18 protein-coding genes are annotated in these 22,335 nt (G+C 34.3%); 11 read left to right on the top strand and 7 right to left on the bottom strand.

Annotated features, from left to right (window positions below):
* The first annotated feature begins 48 nt into the window (after positions 1-48).
* From V7719_RS02880 to V7719_RS02855, 6 genes are all read left to right on the top strand, one after another.
* On the top strand, positions 49-657 hold the full coding sequence (locus tag V7719_RS02880) for a bifunctional nuclease family protein (protein WP_335728346.1): 609 nt from the start codon (positions 49-51) through the stop codon (positions 655-657).
* Between the two features lie 10 nt (positions 658-667).
* Positions 668-2,434 carry a nucleoside transporter C-terminal domain-containing protein gene (locus tag V7719_RS02875; protein WP_335728516.1) on the top strand — a complete coding sequence of 589 codons (1,767 nt, stop codon included), beginning with the start codon at positions 668-670 and terminating at the stop codon, positions 2,432-2,434.
* A gap of 171 nt (positions 2,435-2,605) precedes the next feature.
* Positions 2,606-3,430 (top strand): thymidylate synthase, encoded by an 825-nt coding sequence (locus tag V7719_RS02870; RefSeq protein ID WP_335728515.1) that lies wholly within the window; start codon positions 2,606-2,608, stop codon positions 3,428-3,430.
* 9 nt (positions 3,431-3,439) lie between these two features.
* Complete coding sequence (locus V7719_RS02865; protein ID WP_335728345.1) at positions 3,440-3,592, top strand: hypothetical protein; 153 nt, start codon at positions 3,440-3,442, stop codon at positions 3,590-3,592.
* Positions 3,593-3,598: 6 nt separating this feature from the next.
* A complete protein-coding gene (locus tag V7719_RS02860; protein WP_335728344.1) occupies positions 3,599-3,853 on the top strand; it encodes a hypothetical protein in 255 nt (84 codons plus the stop codon).
* Between the two features lie 260 nt (positions 3,854-4,113).
* Positions 4,114-6,861 (top strand): T9SS type A sorting domain-containing protein, encoded by a 2,748-nt coding sequence (locus V7719_RS02855; protein WP_335728343.1) that lies wholly within the window; start codon positions 4,114-4,116, stop codon positions 6,859-6,861.
* A gap of 63 nt (positions 6,862-6,924) precedes the next feature.
* Here V7719_RS02855 and V7719_RS02850 read toward each other — a convergent pair whose 3' ends face one another.
* Positions 6,925-7,224, bottom strand: coding sequence for an isoamylase early set domain-containing protein (locus V7719_RS02850; RefSeq protein WP_335728342.1), 300 nt, complete (start codon positions 7,222-7,224; stop codon positions 6,925-6,927).
* A 299-nt stretch (positions 7,225-7,523) separates the two neighbouring features.
* Between V7719_RS02850 and V7719_RS02845 the strand changes: the two genes are divergently transcribed.
* Both V7719_RS02845 and V7719_RS02840 read left to right on the top strand, forming a co-directional pair.
* Positions 7,524-8,453, top strand: coding sequence for a dihydrofolate reductase (locus tag V7719_RS02845; RefSeq protein ID WP_335728341.1), 930 nt, complete (start codon positions 7,524-7,526; stop codon positions 8,451-8,453).
* Entirely contained in the window at positions 8,440-8,940 is a 501-nt protein-coding gene (locus V7719_RS02840) for a DUF5763 domain-containing protein (RefSeq protein ID WP_335728340.1), read from the top strand. Before V7719_RS02845 ends, V7719_RS02840 begins: the two co-directional genes overlap by 14 nt.
* A gap of 153 nt (positions 8,941-9,093) precedes the next feature.
* Here the strand turns inward: V7719_RS02840 and V7719_RS02835 are convergent, their stop codons facing one another.
* The 5 genes from V7719_RS02835 to V7719_RS02815 all read right to left on the bottom strand — a co-directional run bounded on the left by V7719_RS02835 (position 9,094) and on the right by V7719_RS02815 (position 17,655).
* Positions 9,094-10,068, bottom strand: a complete 975-nt coding sequence (locus V7719_RS02835; RefSeq protein WP_335728339.1) for a hypothetical protein — start codon at positions 10,066-10,068, stop codon at positions 9,094-9,096.
* 10 nt (positions 10,069-10,078) lie between these two features.
* Positions 10,079-10,903 carry a hypothetical protein gene (locus tag V7719_RS02830; protein ID WP_335728338.1) on the bottom strand — a complete coding sequence of 275 codons (825 nt, stop codon included), beginning with the start codon at positions 10,901-10,903 and terminating at the stop codon, positions 10,079-10,081.
* Positions 10,904-10,923: 20 nt separating this feature from the next.
* On the bottom strand, positions 10,924-12,396 hold the full coding sequence (locus V7719_RS02825; protein ID WP_335728337.1) for a RagB/SusD family nutrient uptake outer membrane protein: 1,473 nt from the start codon (positions 12,394-12,396) through the stop codon (positions 10,924-10,926).
* 10 nt (positions 12,397-12,406) lie between these two features.
* On the bottom strand, positions 12,407-15,502 hold the full coding sequence (locus tag V7719_RS02820; protein WP_335728336.1) for a SusC/RagA family TonB-linked outer membrane protein: 3,096 nt from the start codon (positions 15,500-15,502) through the stop codon (positions 12,407-12,409).
* A gap of 608 nt (positions 15,503-16,110) precedes the next feature.
* Positions 16,111-17,655, bottom strand: a complete 1,545-nt coding sequence (locus V7719_RS02815; RefSeq protein WP_335728335.1) for a helix-turn-helix domain-containing protein — start codon at positions 17,653-17,655, stop codon at positions 16,111-16,113.
* A 307-nt stretch (positions 17,656-17,962) separates the two neighbouring features.
* Between V7719_RS02815 and V7719_RS02810 the strand changes: the two genes are divergently transcribed.
* The 3 genes from V7719_RS02810 (at position 17,963) to lspA (ending at position 20,993) form a co-directional block, all read left to right on the top strand.
* Positions 17,963-19,522 carry an NAD(P)/FAD-dependent oxidoreductase gene (locus V7719_RS02810; protein ID WP_335728334.1) on the top strand — a complete coding sequence of 520 codons (1,560 nt, stop codon included), beginning with the start codon at positions 17,963-17,965 and terminating at the stop codon, positions 19,520-19,522.
* A gap of 76 nt (positions 19,523-19,598) precedes the next feature.
* Complete coding sequence (fabD, locus tag V7719_RS02805) at positions 19,599-20,492, top strand: ACP S-malonyltransferase (protein ID WP_335728333.1); 894 nt, start codon at positions 19,599-19,601, stop codon at positions 20,490-20,492.
* A gap of 3 nt (positions 20,493-20,495) precedes the next feature.
* Positions 20,496-20,993 (top strand): signal peptidase II, encoded by a 498-nt coding sequence (lspA, locus tag V7719_RS02800; RefSeq protein ID WP_335728332.1) that lies wholly within the window; start codon positions 20,496-20,498, stop codon positions 20,991-20,993.
* 57 nt (positions 20,994-21,050) lie between these two features.
* Here the strand turns inward: lspA and V7719_RS02795 are convergent, their stop codons facing one another.
* Positions 21,051-22,328 (bottom strand): metal-dependent hydrolase family protein, encoded by a 1,278-nt coding sequence (locus V7719_RS02795; protein WP_335728331.1) that lies wholly within the window; start codon positions 22,326-22,328, stop codon positions 21,051-21,053.
* Positions 22,329-22,335: the final 7 nt, after the last annotated feature.

The following is a 22,335-nucleotide window of genomic DNA, read 5'->3' as shown; positions in this document are numbered from 1 at the left end:
CAGTTTGGTAAAGTCCGCATTAAAACGGTTCTTTACGTTTTATAAATTATGAGCCTAGTTAGATTAAATATAAAAGGAATTTCATACAGCCAAACTCAAAATGGCGCGTATGCATTGATTCTGAATGAAGTAGATGGTGATCGTAAATTACCAATCGTTATTGGAGCATTTGAAGCTCAATCTATAGCGATTGCTCTAGAAAAAGAAATTAGACCTCCTAGACCCTTAACTCACGATTTATTTAAAAATTTTGCTGACCGTTTTGATATTGTTGTCAAGCAGGTTATCATTCACAAACTAGTGGATGGTGTCTTCTACTCTAGTTTAATTTGCGAGCGTGATAAAATAGAAGAAATCATAGATGCCAGAACCAGTGACGCCATTGCCCTAGCATTGCGTTTTAAAGCACCTATCTTTACCTATAAGAATATATTGGATAAAGCTGGTATTTATCTCAAAGTCAATCCGAAAAAAGAAAACGAAGATCAAGATTCCATTCTTGTTGATGATATGGTAGTTGAAGAAATTGAAGCTAGTATACAAGAAAGTTATATGGACAAATCTCTTGAAGAATTACATACACTCTTAGATGAAGCTGTAAATAATGAAGATTATGAAAAAGCAGCTAAAATTAGAGACGAAATTTCCAAACGCTAATCCCTATCACATGAGACATTTTTTACTAGCTATTGCAGCTATTTTTTTTGGAATTACAACGACAGTAGCTCAAGACCTAGAAAAAGAATGGCAATTTGAAAGTATTGAAAATGACAATGGCTCTTTGTTATTCGACATATCTGAAACTGATGGTTTAGATTTAAGTGCTGGTGAATTTAATTATTCCTTGAATGCAAAGGATGGCTTAGAAGCTTCAGGTGATTACATTTATCAAAACAATCTACTGGTGTTTTATTATTCAAAACCAAATGACACCATTAGAAGGTACAAGATTTCAGAACTTACGGATTCTACTTTAGTCTTTTCAGAAAAAGATATAGTTTATAAATTCAAAACCCAAAAACTCCAAGAATCAACAACAATAGCAGTAGGTGTTGAATCATCTAATACAACTGACATAATCATTCCAAACCAAGGATTCTCTTTCACCAGTTTATGGCGAGGTGTTTTAGGAATGATCTCACTTATATTTATTGCCTTTTTATTCAGTAGCAATCGTAAAGCTATTAATTGGAGAACAGTTGGTATTGGTCTAGCATTTCAACTCGTAATCGCTATAGGTGTTTTAAAAGTAGGATTTGTGAAAACTGCTTTTGAATGGGTTGGTAAAGGATTTATTTCTATACTTGGTTTCACTCAAGCTGGTAGTGAATTTTTATTTGGTGGTATGCTTGATGTAGATTCCTTTGGTTTTATTTTTGCTTTTCAAGTTCTACCGACCATTATTTTCTTTTCAGCACTGACGTCTGTATTATTTTACTTAGGATTAATTCAAAAAGTAGTAAAAGGTATGGGTTGGTTATTGTCGAAAATTTTAGGCATCTCCGGTGCAGAAAGTTTAAGTGTTGCTGGTAATATCTTTTTAGGTCAAACTGAGGCGCCTTTATTAATAAAGGCTTACTTAGAAAAAATGAATAAGTCTGAAATCTTATTGGTAATGATTGGAGGTATGGCAACTGTTGCAGGTGCTGTACTCGCAGCTTACATAGGGTTTTTAGGAGGTGACGACGAAGCTTTACAATTGTTCTATGCCAAACATTTACTGGCAGCTTCAGTCATGGCAGCGCCAGGTGCTATTGTAATTTCTAAAATGTTATTTCCGCAAACTGAGAAGGTTAATACTGACGTACGCGTTTCTCAAGACAAAATTGGTTCAAATATATTAGAAGCTATTGCGAATGGCACAACAGAAGGATTACGTCTAGCTGTAAACGTTGGCGCTATGCTTTTAGTATTTGTAGCTTTTATTGCGATGTTCAATGGAATACTAGGCGGCATTGCTAGCTTTGATGGATTCACAATTGAATATTTTAATATTGATTGGCACTTTACATCATTAAATGAAGTTATCGCCCAGAACACACCTTATGATTCTTTATCATTAGAATTTGTTTTAGGCTATGTTTTTGCTCCATTGATGTGGCTCATTGGTGTCGCTAAAGAAGACATGGCACTTATGGGACAGCTTCTTGGCATCAAATTGGCAGCCAGTGAATTTATTGGTTACATCCAATTAGCAGACTTAAAAGATGTCACAAGTGGTGCGCATTTAAAATATAAAAAATCGATTATCATGGCAACCTATATGCTTTGTGGTTTTGCCAACTTTGCCTCTATCGGAATTCAAATTGGAGGTATTGGCTCTTTAGCTCCAGGGCAAAGAAAACAACTCTCCAAATTCGGTATGAAAGCTCTTATTGGTGGTACTTTGGCATCATTAATATCAGCTACAATTGCTGGAATGATAATCGGCTAGTAGCAGATCGACACAGATATGTTATAATCTACGTTTCCTAAAAAGAATAGTTAATAACTTTTAATATTATAGAGGGTTGAAATCATTAAGATTCAACCCTTATTTTTATTTTTATTTTCTGAAAACTGAAGTACAATTTAAATGAGATTCCCACTTTCATGGGACATATCTATGAAACAATACCACGACTTAGTAAAGCACGTTTTAGAGCACGGAAACGAAAAAAGTGATCGCACAGGAACAGGAACCAAAAGTGTCTTTGGATACCAAATGCGTTTTGATTTAAATGAAGGTTTCCCCATGGTCACCACAAAAAAATTACACTTAAAGTCTATTATTTATGAATTGCTTTGGTTTTTAAAAGGGGATACCAATATTAATTATCTTACTGAAAACGGTGTTAAAATCTGGAACTCTTGGGCAGATAAAAATGGGGATTTAGGCCCTGTTTACGGTCACCAATGGCGCAATTGGAATAGTGATGACATTGACCAGATTAAGGACGTCATTCATACCTTAAAAAACAATCCAGACAGTCGTCGTATGATGGTTTCTGCATGGAATCCCTCGGTGATGCCTGATACTTCAAAATCCTTTGATGAAAATGTTGCCAATGGCAAAGCTGCTTTACCTCCTTGTCATGCGTTTTTTCAGTTTTATGTCGCTAATGGTAAGTTGTCTTGCCAATTATACCAACGTAGTGCAGACATCTTTTTAGGTGTTCCTTTTAATATTGGATCTTATGCCTTATTCACTATGATGATGGCACAAGTTTGTGGCTATGAAGCTGGCGAATTTATCCACACGTTTGGCGATGCCCATATTTACAGTAATCATTATGAGCAATTAGAATTACAATTGTCTAGAGACATTAGACCATTGCCTAAAATGACATTGAATCCTGAGATTAAAGATATATTCGACTTTAAATTTGAAGATTTCACCTTAGAAGATTACAATCCGCATCCACATATTAAAGGTATTGTTGCTGTTTAAATCTCCTTAATGAAAGGATTTTTAATCCTTCTATTTGTCCTCCTTGGACAAACTCTTTTTTCTCAAGACATCAAAGTTACAGATGATGATTCAACATATCCTGTCTATAGAGGTTGTGCAAAAAAATCTACAAATGGGGAACTCGAAGCCTGTTCTAAGTGAAAAATAATGGATTTTATCAAACTTAGTTATGATATCGAAATGGCAAATCGGGTGTTTCCTTTAAAGCAATCTGCTCAATTTCTTTTAGAATTTGTAATTAATAAAAAAGGCAAAACAGAACAGGTTAATGCAAAAGCCAATCATAGAGCTATCGCTATTGAAGTTGCCAAGCGTCTTCCAAAATTTAAAGCGCCAGGAACTGTAAATGGCAAACCGGTTAATACCCCTTTTAGTCTATTAATGACTATTTATTTTGAGTAATTATAATTTCTAACGCAACAAAAAAGAGCTTTCAAATATGAAAGCTCTTTTTTGTTGAAATATGAATACCTAGGACTTTGTGATAAGTAAAACCAAAGCTTCGGACAAATAAATAGCACTTTCACCCTAAATTTCTTTTGTATTACACTGATTATCAGTATATTTAAAAATAGCAAGTAGTACTCTTCCCTAAAGAGGTTATTAAAATTCGTTGTACAACTAATAATTTAACAATCAATTCAACTTTTAAAACCAACACCATGAAGAAAAGATTACTATTTAGTGCTTTGATTTTAATCACACTGATTATTATCAATCCGTTTGCAACCCAACAGGAACCTTCAAATAAAATTGAACGCAAAGTATTTGCACCAACCCAAAAAGGGGAAAAGAAAACTATGGATGAACGTGCCGAATTTAGTGACGCCAGAATGATGCACGAATACTATAGACAAGTAAACCCAATAACAGGTGAAATTTCAAAAAGTGATAAAAATCTAGAGTTTGAACAAGCTAGAAATGCAACATTAATTGGTGGAGATTTTGCAGCGAGAAACTTAGAATCTAACTATATCAATAGAGGACCAACTAATTTTGGCGGAAGAACTCGTGATTTAGTTATTGACAGAAGTGACGCAACAGGTAATACGATGATTGCAGCAGCAGTAACAGGTGGTGTCTTTAGAACAATAAACGCTGGTGCCAGTTGGACAAAAGTCTCATCATTTGATGAAATACATAATGCAACTTGTCTAGAACAAGACCCTAGAACTGGCTTTGAAAACACCTGGTATTATGGAACTGGTGAGTTTTGGTTTCCTAATGTTTCATCAGGAGGATTTGCTGGCTCTCCATATTTTGGCCAAGGTATTTGGAAATCCATAGATGGCGGAGTAACATGGGCACAAATGCCATCAACTGCATCGAATCAAGATGAGTTTGATTCTCCATTTGATTATGTAACCCGATTAGTTGTGCACCCAATATCTGGAGATCTTTATGCGGCAGCCAATGGTGAAATTTCAAGATTTGATGGTTCTGTTTGGAATACAGAAATTTCAAATCCAACAGATCTGACTAATTTTAATGGTGTCACAGATGTTGTCATTACTACTGGAGGAAGAGTATATGCTGCCCTTTCTGGCGATAGCGATGCTAGTGTAAAAGGTGTTTGGACATCAAATGATGGCATTGGTAATTGGACGCGTATAAATAATACTTTTTTTACACCAGCTAGAAGAGTGGTATTAGCATTAGCCCCTTCTAACCAAAATAAATTGTATACTTTATTTGTTAATGGTAATACAGGTGGCTGTGATGGCGTGGATTTTGTACAAGAAGCAGATTTATGGCTTTGGGATGAATCTAGTCAAATCTATACCAATTATTCCAATATATTGCCCTTTGAAGAAGACTGCTCAGATCCAGAGCCCTTTAATGTTCAATCTGGTTGGGATTTGTGTGTGAGTGTGAAACCAAACGATGAGAACTTTGTGGTGATTGGTGGCACAAGTACTTATAAAAAAGAAGACATTACAGATACAAGTAGTCGCTTCAGAAGAATAGGTGGATACTTATCATCAAGTAGTTCTAATTCAAATTATAGTGCTATTACAATTGATGAACATCATCCAGACATTCAATATCTAGTGTTTAGTCCACTAAATAACGATGTCCTTTTTTCTTCAACTGATGGCGGAATCCACAAAACCGATGATGTGAACGCAACAACAGTAGGTTGGCAAAGTTTAAATAACAACTACCAGACCTATCAGTTTTGGCATGTAGCCATAGATCCACTAGGGGGCTCAAATATAGTGCTAGGAGGAACACAAGATAATGGCACTACTGTTGGAGGCACAGATTTTGGTTTACCTGATTTAACTACACAGCAAGAAGTATTAGGAGGCGATGGAGTCGCTGTAGAAATATCAAGAGATGAAGGAAATTGCTTTGGGTTTATGGGGTTTCAAATAGGTCCAATTTTACGACTTGGCTGTGTAGCTGGCATAGACGATATAACACCTCAAGGATCTAATAGTCAATTCGTAACCTATTTTTATCTAGATCCTGACAACAATAATGCTTTGTATTACGCCGGAGAAAACACCTTGTACAAAACTACAGATGCTAATAATGTAACAACTTTAACTTGGGAAAACATGGGTGATACTTCAACGGCATTTGGTGACACTGATTATTTTCAAACGTTCTCTACCTCAAAAGGCACTTACAATCCATTTTCTAGCTACTTGTTAATGGGTGGAGATGAAGGACATATTTACAGATTAGATGACCCTTGGAACACCCCAAATATTAATGAATCTATTGATATTACACCATCTGGTGCTACACTTGCATTTCCTTCTATTGTCACAGGTTTAGCAGTACACCCTACAAATAATAATATTGTTTTAGCCACTTATGCAAACTATGGAACGAATAGTATATTCATTACGACTGATGCCATGAGTAGTAATCCTACTTGGACCTTAGTTGAACGCAATTTATCAGCACATTCTATTCGCTCAGCTGCAATCACCGAATTAAATGGTGAAGTGCTTTATTTTGTTGGAACTGCTAGAGGACTTTATAGCACAAGTGATCCAACGGCTGAAGATTGGGTACGAGAAGCTCCTGCACAAATTGGCTTTGCTCTTGTAAGTTCTTTGGCTTATAGACATTCAGACAATCATTTAGTAATTGGTACATTTGGTAACGGTATGTATGAAGCTGTACTTTCACCTTCTTTAGGTATTAATGATTTTGATGATATAAGTGATGCTATTACGCTGTATCCGAATCCTGCGAAATCTGTTCTAAATATCAAAGTATCTGGATCGCATTCTAACGTATCTTATAAAATTGTTAACTTATTAGGACAAAATGTAATGAATGGAGATCTGAATAGAGGTTCAATTGACGTTTCAAAATTAACAGCAGGTATGTATATTATTGAATTCACTGGTGATGCAAAAAAAGGAACCAAACGTTTTATAAAAAAATAAAATCCCACAAAAAAAGCGTCCCGATTATTCGGGACGCTTTTTTAATGTTTTAAAAACAGATAACTATACGTTTAGAACACCATTATCGGCTGAAGCAAAATCGCTCCATGCATAAGCATCAGCTTGGTCATCGTTTTTCCATTGACCATCTACTACATATCTAAACTCGTAAGAGTTGTCTTTTTCTAAATCTAACGTTCCTTTAAAAGTTCCGTTTTTTAATTTCTTAAGTTGAACAGCTTTTTTCTCGTTCCATTCGTTGAATGTTCCAACAACTGCTACTTTCTTAGCTTCTTCAGCAGGCACAGAAAATGTAACCTTACACACTGGCTTGCTTTTTAAGTATTGTTTTGTAATTGCCATAATAATTATGAATTAATTTCTGGGTCAAATGTATAAAAGAATTTTCCACAGTCAAATGAATAATTCCATAGAAATGAAAGAATTATCATTTTGATAAATATGTCGTTACATAAATTTAAAAAATCAAAAAAAATGTGACTTAATTTAAGGGATTCGCAATAGACAACACACATCTTAGTAGCTGATTTTCATTACATTAAATACTACATCGTTTGCGTGTTTTAGGTTTTTCCGAAGAAAAAAATAATTACAACGTTTGCGTTAAAAAGTTTAACTTTACATATAGAAATTTTTGATTTATGTTCGGAAAAAAGAAACCCACACCTCAAATTGATGCAGCACAATTAGCACAAATTAAATATGCCGAAAAACGTATCAAACAAAAGAAACGCGTCTATATTCATTTTGTCGTATTTTTAATAGGCTCCGTTTTTTTAATTCTTGCCAACACGGTTTTAGGCATTGGAAAAGATTTTACTATTGCTGGATTGGATTGGTTTGTTATTGCTATTGTATTATGGTTAGCTCTTTTTATCTATCATTTTGTTAGTGTATTTATTACACATCGTTTTATGGGTAAAGATTGGGAAGACGAACAAAGAGAGACCTTAGTTGCAAAACAACAGCAACGTATTGAAAAATTGAAACAACAGTTTTTAAAAGAAGAAACTGAGATTGCAAAATCGCAAGCCTACAATGAGACTTTAGAAAGTTCAACTTCAATTCAAAAAAAAAAATCTGAGTTAACGATTATCGTAGCTGCTGGAGAAAACAATGCTATTGGTAAGGATAATGATTTAATATGGCATTTGAGTGATGATTTAAAACGCTTTAAATCTTTGACCAACGCTCATCATATTATCATGGGTAGAAAGACTTTTGAAAGTTTCCCTAAGCCGTTACCTAATCGCACACATATTGTAATTACTAGACAAGACAATTATAATGCTCCAGACGGTGTCATCGTTGTTAATACTATGGAAGATGCTTTAGACGCGGCTCGCAGCGACAAGCAACCGTTTATTATTGGTGGAGGAGAAATTTACAAACAATCAATGTCGTTGGCTAATAAAATTGAAATCACTCGCGTACATCAAAGTTTTGAAAATGCGGATACCTTTTTTCCAGAGATAGATACTTCAATTTGGAAAGAAACCCATAGTAAGTTTCATAAAAACGATGATAAGCATGAGTTTTCCTTTACGTTTCTGACTTATGAAAGGAAATAATCTTATGAAGATTGTTTTTAAATCAGTCTTAATTTTTACTTTCCTTTTTTTTAATATTAAAGGATCTGCGCAGTCTATTTACAAAACACCTTCTGGAAAAAAATATCATCTAGCAAGTTGCAGAATGGTCGAAAACGTTTCAGAAAAAATTGATAAAGAAGACATTTCAAAGTATGGACTTTCGGCATGTAAAATTTGCAAGCCTAAAATAAAAAACGTCATTTCAAATACCATCAGTAGTTCAAATAAAGCTGTAGGCACATCTGAGTCTATTCGTTGTAAAGGAAAAACAAAAAAAGGCACAAGGTGTAAACATAAAACTAGGTTGGCTAATGGGTATTGTTATCAGCACACAAAGCAAAATAGTGCTTCAAACTCATATTCACCTTCAGCTAAAACGAAATCCTCAACATGTGGAGCTTTAACGAAATCGGGAGGATTCTGTAAAAGAAAAGTGAAAAACGGAGGCAGATGCTATCAACATTAATTAAACTATATCTTCACTACATTTATAACTTAAACGATAATCCTAAATTACACTTCAAGAATAACAATTACTAAGCTCCTTATTATTACAAAAAAAGCGAGACATCATTAAAATGATATCTCGCTTTCCACAAAACCAAATAATACCTCGATTTTACAATTTAGTTAAGACAACTACTAAAGGTATATCGGCAACTCCACAGCCACCTGATCCACCTTGAAAATCGAGCATATTAAGCGTAATACCTTCTGAATCATCACAAGGTTGTGATAGAATATTATCAGCATCTCCACCTAAAAGCAGAAGAGTTGCACATCCTATATTAGTTGATAAACCATCATCGACTATAATTTGTCCGTTTGAAAACGAAAATGTCACAGTCATTAAGTTTGCTGGCCCTCCAGGCTCATAAACAACATCAAATTGTCTGCTAAAAGCTCCATTAGCTCCTTCATCCAATGTAACCGTTTGATCTGCAAAAACAGGACCTCCAAAAAGGCTATCTCCTGATGTTACAGTTAAACTATAATCTCCAACAAAATTACCTGTTGAAGCATTTAAAGATGGACATATTTGAATTCTATAAGCTGTTGGTCTAGGTGATCCTTCAACACCTACTGTTACTCCATCTCTATCTGTAGAAGTCATAACAATATCAAAAATCATAGTTTCACTGATATTAGCCGCTAGAGCTATATCAAATTGTATTCTAGGAAATTCACTAAATGTCAATGGGTCTTTCGTACCTCCATTTGCTATATCTAAAGCACCTGCTTCCAAATCTGAAAAGAAAAAATGGGTAGAACTATTAGCTGGGTTAATTAACACACCGCTATTAGAAAAGATAGTATTTGGATCAGCTCCAGAAACCGTTACTAAATCATAACTGATAGCCAACTCGGAAGTTGAAACTGGGATATTAATAAAAACAGGTACTTCTAACAAGTTACTCGTATCATAATTATCAATTATAATATTTGTTGACTCTCCAGCTGTAACGAATTGAACCCATCCTGTTGCGGGATCATCATTAAATTTACCTTCATTATCTCCTTCACTATTATCACAACTATAAACAGTCAATAATAATGTCAAAGAAAGAAATATTGATTTATAAAGATTTTTCATATTACTTATATTATAGTTTAGTTAATGTAAAATTCTGTGTTGCCGTTGGTCCACATGATGTAAAAGGGTCTTCGGTATAATTTACTGTATGTACCGTATCGCTTGCTAAAGAATAAGTACTATTAGCACTACCTGCATTTGAAATTATGTAAAAAGGCGCGGCTCCTGCAGTACAAGACACGGAAATATCAACATCACCAATACTAAACACATTACAAGCTAAAGAAATCCTTACATCAAGCACCGTATCTACACCAGTTCCTGGTAAAAAAGTAGTTTCAAAAACTCTTTCTGTTGCGGATCCTCCTATTCTAACATTAACAACTCCATCTAACAAATTACCATTACCATTATCTACTAACATGTAGTCACCTACTAAATAAGCTTCTGGCACTGGACATACTTCAAACACATTAATTACTGTTCTATTTGCGTCGATATCAACCGTATCAGGTAAATCTGATAAAGAAAAAATAATTTGTTTAACCGCAGCATCTACTAAACCATTATCAACACCACTAACAGTTAATGTTCCCTGATAAGAATTAGCAGGAATCAAAACTGTACTTGGCAGTACATATGTCATTGGATCTGCATTACTTTCGGCGTCCAAACTGATATTAAAAACGCGATCAGTAGAACTTACTGTACTCGAATTTAAAATAAGATCAACACTACCTGTATCATCTATTGTTATAGGCAAATTGACTGTAGCATTTGTAAAAGATAAAAATGTTCTACTATCGTCAACAAAGACAGGATCAATAGTTTCATCACAAGACGTTATGCTCATCAATAAGCAGAACATAACTGCAATTTTATATATATGTTTCATATTTTTATTTTTCATTTAAATTAGTATCCAGTGTTTTGAGTAATCGTATTATTACCATCAAGTTCAGCTTGAGGAATACCTAATGTAAACCTAAAGTCATTTACTGGTAAATCACAAGGCGCATTAAAAGAAGAACAATCTACAGGGTTTCTACTTACACCCACACCGATATCTGCTCCTATACGTTTAAGATCTAAAAAGCGTTTTCCTTCAAAACAAAATTCCTTACGTCTTTCATCTAGTATATCTGTTAATGCAACATTTAATGAAGCATAAGCAGTTGCTGGCGATACTGCCCCAGTTCTGGCATTACGTAAATCCTGTACGGTTTGTGCAGCATCGGTTAACATACCATTTCTAGCTTGTATTTCTGCCTTAAGCAATTGAATTTCTGAAGATCTTATGAGTTTAATATCATTAACCAATAAACCGCCTGCTCCTCCAGGGTATTTGTTTATCAACAATTCATTTGCAGGATCATCGACCCCTACTACAGTACTAGTAGGCGCTAAATTAACAGTAGCTCTTATATCTCCGGGAAGTTCAGATAATTCGTTAAATAGTTGATTAGACATTTCTAAAAAACCATCAGATGGCATCACTTGATTGAAATAAAATAATAGACCTACACTACTATCACCATTCACTCTAGCCAATTTAAATATCGCTTCCGTATTATCTGCATCTAAGAACATTGTTAAATATTGAATCTGATTAGCCAATGGATAATCGTTCATTAATTCATTTGTTAACGCTAAAATATCAGTTCCAAAATCACCTGCATCTATAGCCAATTTAACTTTCATTGCCTTAACAAAATCTCTATTGATAAAAATAGGATTTGCAACAGTAGCATTACTAGGATCTAATAAACTATTAGCCTCATCTAAATCACCATTTATAAAAGCTACAGTTTGAGCAACAGTGTTTCTTTCAAAAGCATCAGAAGTAAGTGGTACAAAATCAACATTAATTATAGATAACGCATCAGCATCTTGATAATCTATTGTATAGTATTCGAACAAATCGAAATGAGCTAAAGCACGTAATGCTAATAATTGTCCTTTAATATGATTCACTTCTGTGATATCACTTTGTACAGTAAAAGTTAAATTACCCATAGCTCTTAACACACGATTAACGCGATTAATAGTGGCATAACGATTTGCCCATATATCATTTGAAGGACTACTGCCTGCAATATCTACAAAATAAGAGTAATCTTGAGCACCTTGCCCATTACTAGCTGCACCAGCTTTAATGTTATCTGATAAAATAGCATTAGTATAAATTGCATCTCCAGTCCCATTACCTCCAAAGTCTGGTCCGTATGCAGCATAAGCTCCATTTAATCCACTTTGTAAGTCTGCAACGGTTTGGAAAGCAGTTTCTTCATTAAGTTCACTTTCTTGCACTATTTCGGTTGCATCTTCACAAGAGACCATCATCAGTACAGCGGCAACACCTAGTGTTTTTAAAATATATTTTTTCATGTTCTTTTTTTTAAAAATTTATAGTTGCTCCAAAAGTATAAATCTTAGGAGTTGGAAATTGTCCTCTATTAGTTGGTCTAAAATTAGATTCTGGATCCCATCCTCTAAATTTAGTAAATGTTAGAAGATTTTCTCCTTGTAGATATATTCTTATTGCTGAAACAAACGTGTTTTCAAGAACCTTGCTCGGTAAAGAATACGCAAAGGTTAAATTTCTCATTCTCAAGAAAGAAGCGTCTTCCAAATAGCGATCTGTTGAGTTAATGTAACCTACACTAGAAATGGTAGAACCTACTCTTGGAATATCAGTAACATCACCTGGAGTTGTCCAAGCATTATTTACTGTAACCGATCTATTTCTACCGTTATTAACAGATCCTACTGATACTTCTTGTAAATCTGCAAAATCTAAATTGTTTAGGTACACGTCTGCCACAAAAGACCATTGTGTTGAAAATTCGAATCCTTTATATCTAATATCTGTACTAAAACCTCCTTGCCATTTTGGATAAAAAGATTTATCACTAAAAACTCTATCGTTTGCAGCATCTAAAGTTTCAGTAAGTGTTACACCATCAGCTTTGTAAAATAATGGATTACCAGTAGCTGGGTTCACACCTGCATATCTAACTAAATAAAAAGATCCTAATGCTTGTCCTTCTCCTAAGGCTGTAGATCCTCCTGCATTTACCAATCCATTAGTTGAAGGCGGCAATTGTTCAATAGTATTTTCATTATACGATCCATTAGCAGATATTTTGACTTTCCAATCATCATTATCTACAAGTCTGTAGTTTAAACCTAGCTCAATTCCTTTATTAACTAATGAACCAATATTAGACTGTAATGTAGAAGTTGCATTAATTAATGATATCTGATTATTTTGAAATAAATCATCAGTGGTTTTTTCATAGACATCTAAACTACCACTAAGCTTATTGTTTAACACTGCAAAATCAATACCTATATTCGTTTGTGTTGTTTCTTCCCATTTTAAGGTTTTATTCTCCAACTGATTCACTACAGTAGAAACAGTACCATTATAACCGGTACCAGCAACATATAGACTTCTTGTTTCATTTATACCTGCGTAATAGCCACCTTGTATTCTATCATTACCAGATAGTCCATGAGATGCTCTTAATTTTAATAAATTAATACCAGAGCCATCCATAAAGTCTTCATCACTAATATTCCAACGACCAGCAACAGACCAAAAAGTACCCCAAGCATTATCTTCAATAAATCTAAATGAATTATCACGTCTTATCCCTGCAGATATTCCATATTTACCATCATACTCATAATCTAATGTTCCAAATATTGATAAGTTACCTACTTCAGTAGTAAATGAATTTACAGTAGGAATATATGGATTAACACCTTGTTCAACAGTTGTACCAGGAATGAATGCTGCACCACTACCAACAAGTCTAGGATCTAAACCAGTTTGATCAAAATCAAGACCATCTAAAAATCCTTTAGTATATTCAAAATAAGCTGTTGCCGTGACCTCATGTTTATCTTCAAATACATTAGAATAGCTAATAGAAGGTGAGACATTAAATCTAAAGTCTCTCGTATACGTTTCCTCTTGAATTCCTCCAAACTGAGCTTGGTTACCAATTACGTTAGCTTGAAACGGTCCTAAAATACTATTAGGATGTAAAATTTCTAAACGTTTTTCGGTACTTAAATCCATACCCATTTGAACTCGAGCACTGAAGTTTTTAGCAAAATTCCAATCTGCATTGAACGACGCTAATATTTTAATTTCTTCTTCTCTATCTGTATTTAAAGCAATACTATTCAATAATACATATGGAAAATTAGTTGCTCCATTAGATAAGATAGCTCCAGCATCACCTGGTGTAATTCCGCCATCAATAGTTTGAGAACCATCTGCATCATATGTACTTAGATATGGAAGCCCTTGTAAAGCTGCACTAAATGGATTAAAGAATGTACTACCACTCCCTGAATTATCTAATTCATTCGTTTCTGAAAATGCAAGAGACAAATTAAGTCCGTAGTTAAATTTATCATCATCTGTTTTTCCATTAAAATTATTCCTTAATGAAAAACGTTGAAAATTAGATCCTATAAAAATACCATCTTGTTGAAAATACTGAAGTGATGTAAAATTACTTGAATTTTCACCACCTGATGTCATTGTAATGTCATGAGACTGTGTTTTCCCTGTTCTAAAGAACACATCTGCCCAACTTGTATTTGCTTGACGTGCAATCGCTGAAATTTCAGCATCGGACAAACCAGCACCAATTCCCGCTCCATTAGTCCTTTGAAATCCTAAAATCTCCCTAGTGTTCATCAACTCAAAAGGTTGATCTTGTAATTCAGAATTTCCGTAGGCTGCTGTATATCTAAATTTTAAGCCTTCATTAAATCGTCCTTTTTTAGTTGTAATTACGATCGCACCATTGGCAGCTCTATTTCCATAAATATTGGCAGCACCAGCATCTTTTAAAATAGTAAACGTGGCAATGTCATTTGGATTAATACTTCTGAAGTTATCTTCATCTACTGGAATTCCATCGACTATAAATAAAGGCTCAATGTTTCCATTAATAGAACCTGCACCTCTTAGTATAATTGTACTATCACTTCCTGGTTGTCCTGAACCCGTCGCAATATTTAAACCAGCAACTTGTCCCTGTAGGTTCTGCAATGCAGATGCATTAGCTCTATCCTCTAAAATTTCTGCTTTTACAGTAGTAATTGCAGCGGGATTCTTTTTTAATGATGAAACATTACCATAAGCAATAACAACAACTTCATCTAATGTGTTATCTGTTAACATAGCAACATCAATAACACTAACTGAACCTATCAGTCTCTCTATTGTCTTGTTACCTAAATAAGAAAACACTAAAGTTTCACCCTCATTTACTTTAATAGAATACATTCCATCAAAATCTGTCTGCAGACCTCTTGCAGTACCTTTTATTATTACGTTAACACCTACTAACGGTAAACCGTCATCTGCAGATGTAACTTTTCCTGTGATAGTCCTCTCTTGTGCAAAACTTGAAGTAACACTTAAAAACAAGAGCACTAGCACTAAACCATAATTTTTTACTTTCATAAACTTAAATTTTTATTATTACGAGATAGTTATAGTACAATTGAAAAAGGTAGGCAGCGTCGTTATTTTTAAAGACTAATTCAAAATAATTACTAGTATGAAATTAATGTTAACACAGATAATTCATAAGTTTAGTAAGACAACCACCGCCTTACCTTTACAATTGTTACCACAAAAAAAGAGAAGAATAACAGGAACTACGGCAATTCCGATAATAGTTTACTAGTTGCCGACTAACACTTACCACATAATCTTTCTAATTGAAGGACACATATACAAAGCCATATAAATTAAATTGATAATCAAATTGGTATGACACCTATATAGTGTACAACCAACTCCCGTATTTAGAAAAAAAGGTGACAAACTAACACGCTATAACAGTAATGAATAGAAATAAAGTCCAATAAACTGGTGCTAGAATTAAAAGGGAAAATGAGATATTGACTAGCCTTTGTTGATAGACTAGTTACCATGCTAAAAACAAAGCATCTGAAATTAGCGCTTCATTATTGGGAATTAATCGAAACCGTTAAATACTCTAAGAAAAAGGATATAGATAGATAAGAAGAAAGGAAGAACTATATAGTAGTAGTTAACTTTAATAATCAAATAGCTTGAGCTATTCGTATTCTATATTGTGTAGGTGTGACATCTGTTCTTTTCTTAAAAGCATTATTAAAAGTCACTTTATTATTAAAACCAACTTCAAATAAAATTTCAGAAATTGTCATTTTAAAATCTTCTTTTGAGGTTAATAATTCTTTAGCTTCATCAATTCTGAAGTCATTTAAAAAATCAAAAAAGTTCTCATTGAACTGTTCATTAATTATTTGTGATGTATTGTGCTTTGTTGTACCAAGCATTCCAGACAGTTCATCTAAATTCAAATTATTATTTCTATAAACTTTGTCATCAACCATCAATTCTATTAACTTTTGCTTTAACTCTTCAGCTAAGCTAGGAATCAATCCTGATTTTTCATACTTAATAGCATTAAACGCCGATCCATCAACATCAAAGCCCCAAAAAATTTGAGGTTGAATTAACCCAAATACGCCTAATAAAATTATAGAGGATGAAATAAAAAGACAAGTAATATAATCCCAACCGTCCCGAGAGAAAAAATCAAATCCACCTAATGAAGAGTATATAATCATTGAGACTACAAAACCAGCATAGGCATATACCATATAGTGTAACCATTTCACAACATTAACACCAATATTATTTTTCCCCTTCTTTAATACATTATATATAAGAAGTAGATAAATAAACATCTGAGCATTCCTTAACCATGAAAAATAAATAACATCCATTGATGCATGGAAAACAGTACTTTTTGGATTAATAAAATGAAAAGCTAAATAATAAGAAAAAGCTACAAAAAACAGAGATAAGTGTAACAGTTTGAATTTTATAGAATACTTAATTTTAAAAAGATCTTTAACATAAAACAACAGCAATGGACCTAATAGCAAAATTATTGGTACCCATAATTTGCGGAAATATACAAGTGGGAATTCATAAAGAAAACGACTTTTATACAACACATAAAATATTAATATAATCGAAAAACTTAACACAAATAGTCCTAAATTCTTATTCGCTTTAGTATTTCCTTTTTTTCTGAAAAACAATAAAAAGAAGAGTAGAATACCCTGAAGCGAGATAAACAAAAACACGCCTGTCCATACACTTAAGGTTGGCCTATATGAATCCAACAGTTTCACAAAAGCCACATCATTATTTAAACTACTAAATGCCTCAATTTCAAATTTTTGTGGCCTTGCCTTTCGCCTCAAAGATTTTTCAATATAACCTAATGAAGCTTCCTCATTTTCTAATTTCAATTCGGCTTTCGCTAAATGAAAATATAAATCTGCTTTATTGTAATATCTATTAACTTTAGATTTTATGAGACTATTTCTAGATGCTAAAAAATCGCCCGCTTGATCTTCGCACATAGCCTTTAAATACCAAAATTCGGCAGAGTTTACATGTAGTGCTACAATATCATCTGATATAGGAAGGATAGATTTTGAAGTGCCATTTTCATAATTACTTTCTAAAATGTATAGAATACCTTCATTTTGTGCATTTAGATTTGCACAAAACAAGAATACACTTATTATAGTAATTATACTTTTCATAGTCTTTAGATTAACAAATTAACAAACATAATTTTAAATCAGTTAATGATTCACAAAAAAAAGGTAATTCCCGATGTTAATTTACCTATTAACATAATTTAACACAATTTCTAAAAACACCCCTAATTAATTAAAGCCCTGCTACTTATAGTCATAAAAACAATTAATTCGCTTTTTTTTAACACCGACATGAATAGATGTTAATTTTTGTTAAATAACCAATTTTATCTAGTAAATATTCATGTATTAATACCACTAATTTGGACAAAAAACGTCTAACCTTACTAAATATAACTAATTTCGCATTATGATAAAAGAGTTACAATTGCGCATCACACTTCAAGAAGAACGACAACCGAATATGTTGGTCACCAAAGCATCGCAGTCCTTAAATGTGAAAGCAGAAGATATTTCTGCAGTAAAAGTGCTTCGGAAATCAATAGACGCACGAAAAAAACTCATCATTCTAAACTATAAAGTCGACGTTTATATTAATGAACAACCTTCTGAAGATTCTGCTTACTCTTTTGATTATAGAGATGTATCCAATGCAAAACCTATTCATATTATTGGTTTTGGTCCTGCAGGAATGTATGCCGCTTTGCGATGCATAGAACTTGGCTTTAAACCAATTGTTCTTGAACGTGGAAAAAACGTCCAAGATAGGCGTCGTGATATAAAAGCCATCAATCAAGATCATATTGTAAACGAAGATTCTAACTATTGCTTTGGAGAAGGTGGAGCAGGAACTTATAGTGACGGAAAATTATATACCAGAAGTTTGAAACGTGGTGATGTAAGAAAGATATTTGAAAACCTCGTATACCATGGAGCGACAGACCAAATTCTTGTCGATGCTCATCCACATATAGGAACCAATAAACTTCCAGAAGTGGTTAAGAATATTCGTGAAACTATTTTAAAATTTGGTGGCGAAGTCCATTTTGAAACACGCGTTACCGATTTCAATATTAAAGACAATTCGATTACCTCTATTATACTCCAAAATGGAGACGAATTAGATACCGACAAAGTGATTTTAGCCACAGGACATTCTGCTCGAGATATTTACTATTTACTCAATGAGAAAAACATCAAACTACAAGCAAAATCATTTGCTATGGGAGTTCGTGTGGAGCATCCACAGGAAATCATTGATGGTATTCAGTATCACTGTAGAGGCGAAAAACGTGACGAGTTATTACCAGCAGCTGCCTATAGTTTAGTGCAACAAGTCAATGAAAGAGGCGTCTACTCGTTTTGTATGTGTCCTGGCGGATTTATAGTTCCGGCAGCCACTGCGCATGGTGAAGTTGTTGTCAACGGCATGTCGCCATCCAAACGAAATAATGAGTATGCCAATTCTGGTATTGTGGTTGAAATCAATGCAGATAGAGATCTCTATAAATACGAACATCATGGCGCACTCAAAGGACTAGAATATCAAAAGGATTTAGAACGATTAGCATTTACAGCTGGAGGAAGAACACAAACAGCTCCTGCCCAACGACTAACAGATTTTGTTGATGGTCACTTATCTAAAGACTTAAACCCTACTTCCTACCAACCCGGATTAAAATCGGCACCACTACATTCTCTTTTACCTAAACTTATTGGAGGCTCTCTTCGGAAAGGCTTTAAAGCCTTTGGGGAAAAAATGAAAGGGTACTATACGGCTGAAGCTAATGTGATAGGTGTAGAATCTAGAACCTCATCTCCTGTAAATATTCCTAGAAACGACAATTTAGCACATCCAGAAATTTCAAATTTATTTCCTTGTGGTGAAGGTGGCGGTTATGCTGGCGGAATCGTTTCTGCTGCGATGGATGGTGAACGTTGTGCAGAGGCTGCAACTGGACATTTATAGATTTACTTAGACTTCTATAACAACACTTTATCATTAAGATATTATTCCTATTTTTGCAGCACAAAATTTGATTAAAATGAACGCATATATTTTCCCAGGTCAAGGAGCCCAATTTACGGGAATGGGTCTTGACTTATACGAAAACTCACCTTTAGCTCAAGAATTGTTTGAGAAAGCAAATGATATTTTAGGCTTTTCTATTACAGACATTATGTTTGAAGGTTCTCCTGAAGACTTAAAAGAAACGAAAGTCACGCAGCCAGCCATCTTTTTACATTCTGTAATATTAGCTAAAACCTTAGGAGATAGCTTTAAGCCAGATATGGTTGCAGGTCACTCTCTTGGAGAATTCTCTGCTTTAGTTACTGCTGGTGTATTAACATTTGAAGATGGTCTAAGATTAGTATCGCAAAGAGCTCAAGCCATGCAAAAGGCTTGCGAAATGCAACCAAGTACTATGGCAGCCGTTTTAGGATTAGATGATGACATTGTAGAAAAAGTATGTGCTACTACAGAAGGTATTGTAGTCGCCGCGAATTATAACTGTCCTGGACAGTTAGTCATATCTGGAGAAATTGATGCTATAAATAATGCTTGTGAAACTCTAAAAGAAGAAGGTGCGCGTCGTGCTTTAGTACTTCCTGTTGGTGGGGCTTTTCATTCTCCATTAATGGAACCTGCTCGCGAAGAACTTGCTGCTGCTATTGAAAACACATTATTCAGTAAACCAAATTGTCCGATTTACCAAAATGTAACAGCATCTGCTGTACTGGATGAAAACGAAATCAAAGCCAATCTCATTTCACAACTCACAGCTCCTGTGCGTTGGACACAATCTGTTCAACAAATGATTACAGATGGCGCTTTGCATTTTACTGAAGTTGGACCGGGTAAAGTATTGCAAGGACTAGTTAAAAAAATCAATAGAGAGGCCGAAACAGCTTCAGCGTCATTAGAATCTAACGTATAATCAATGAAGTTATCTAGAACTGCAGGTATTACCTTGCTTATAGCTTTCAATATAGCTATTGACCAAATTTCAAAAATAATAGTCAGAACAAACATAGATCCTAGAGAGCGTATCAACGTCATTGGTGATACCTTCTTAATGATGAATGTTGAAAACGCTGGTGCCTTTTTAGGCATGGGAAGTGATATGAATCCGACCTTAAAACTCATTTTTTTACTCATATTACCAGTAGGCGTTTTAGGATACCTTATCTACTATATCCTGAAAAACAAAACATTAGACAAACTCAGTTTAATTGCACTTTGCTGTATTGCTGGTGGAGGAATTGCAAATGTCTTTGACCGTATTGCTTTTGGATCAGTCACAGATTTTTTCCATTTAGATTTTGGAGGTGTATTTAGAACAGGAATTTTTAACGTCGCTGATATGTCTGTTACCTTCGGCATGCTCATACTATTATATACTGTAGTATTCTCCAAAAAGAAAACACAAACAGCATAACATAAAAAAGCCTTTTCGAAACGAAAAGGCTATTTTATTATATTAGATATCTATAGTTTATTGCTTGTAAATTTTTCCGCCCTTCATTACAAAAACGACATGTTCCATAGTAGAAATCTTTTTTATAGGATTGTCATTAACTGCAATAATATCAGCAAAAAAGCCTTCTTGTATTTGTCCTAACTCATTTTCCATACTTAATAACATAGCATTGGTAATTGTAGCACTTTGAATAGCTTCCATCTCAGGCATTCCAGCTTCAACCATATACCCAAACTCTTTTCCGCTAAAACCGTGTTTAAAAACTCCAGCATCTGTTCCAAAGGCAATATTTACACCTCTTTTGTATGCTTTTGCAAACGTGCCTTGTATTTGCGGACCAACAGCTAATGCTTTAGGCACCACAATATCTGGATAAAAGCCTTTTATTTTTGCTTTCTCTTCTACTTCTTTACCTGCCGTAATGGTAGGCACTAAATACGCGTCATACTTCTTCATCAAATCCATAGTTTCATCACTCATGTAAGTTCCATGCTCTATGGTTTTAACACCTCCAATAATGGCACGTTGCATCCCTTCATCTCCATGTGCATGAGCAGCAACATGCATACCATAATCTTTAGCAGCATCACAAATAGCTTTAACTTCTTCAAGTGTAAACTGCGGATTATCACCACTTTTCGCAACACTTAATACACCACCTGTTGCTGTGATTTTTATCCAATCTGCCCCATTTTTATAACGCTGTCTCACGGCTTTTTTTGCATCATCAACACTGTTCACTACACCATCTTCTGGACCTGGATCATCCAAAAGTCCTTTTTTCGCTCCATTTGTAGAATCTCCGTGTCCACCGGTTGAACTTATAGTTTTACCCGCAGTGAAAATTCTAGGACCTTCAATTTTATCAGCATTTATAGCATTTCTAATTGAAATATTGACTCCTGATCCTCCAAGATCTCTAACGGTTGTAAACCCAGACAACAAGGTTGCTTTAGCATACATTACCGAGTTAAAGGCAATCTCAGATTCATTTAAAATATAGCGTTCTAAACGTGTTCTTGGTCCAAACTCTTTCTCGATATGAACATGCATATCAATAAGTCCGGGCATGACCGTTTTATCCTTTAGATCTACGACTACATCATCTGAAGACTTTGGCGCTACATAACCATTCTCTATGGCTATAATTTTATCTCCTGAAACAATAATCGTTTTTTCAGATAAAGTTGATCCACTTTTCGTATCAATAACTTTTCCGCAGTGCAAATAAATATTTTGTCCAGTTACTGAAATTGTTAGTAAAAGGATGATGAGCTGTAATATGTTTTTCATTATAATG

The organism is Psychroserpens sp. (assembly GCF_036960315.1).
In the GTDB taxonomy this organism is placed as follows: domain Bacteria; phylum Bacteroidota; class Bacteroidia; order Flavobacteriales; family Flavobacteriaceae; genus Psychroserpens.
This window is presented reverse-complemented; position numbering and strand designations above follow the sequence as displayed.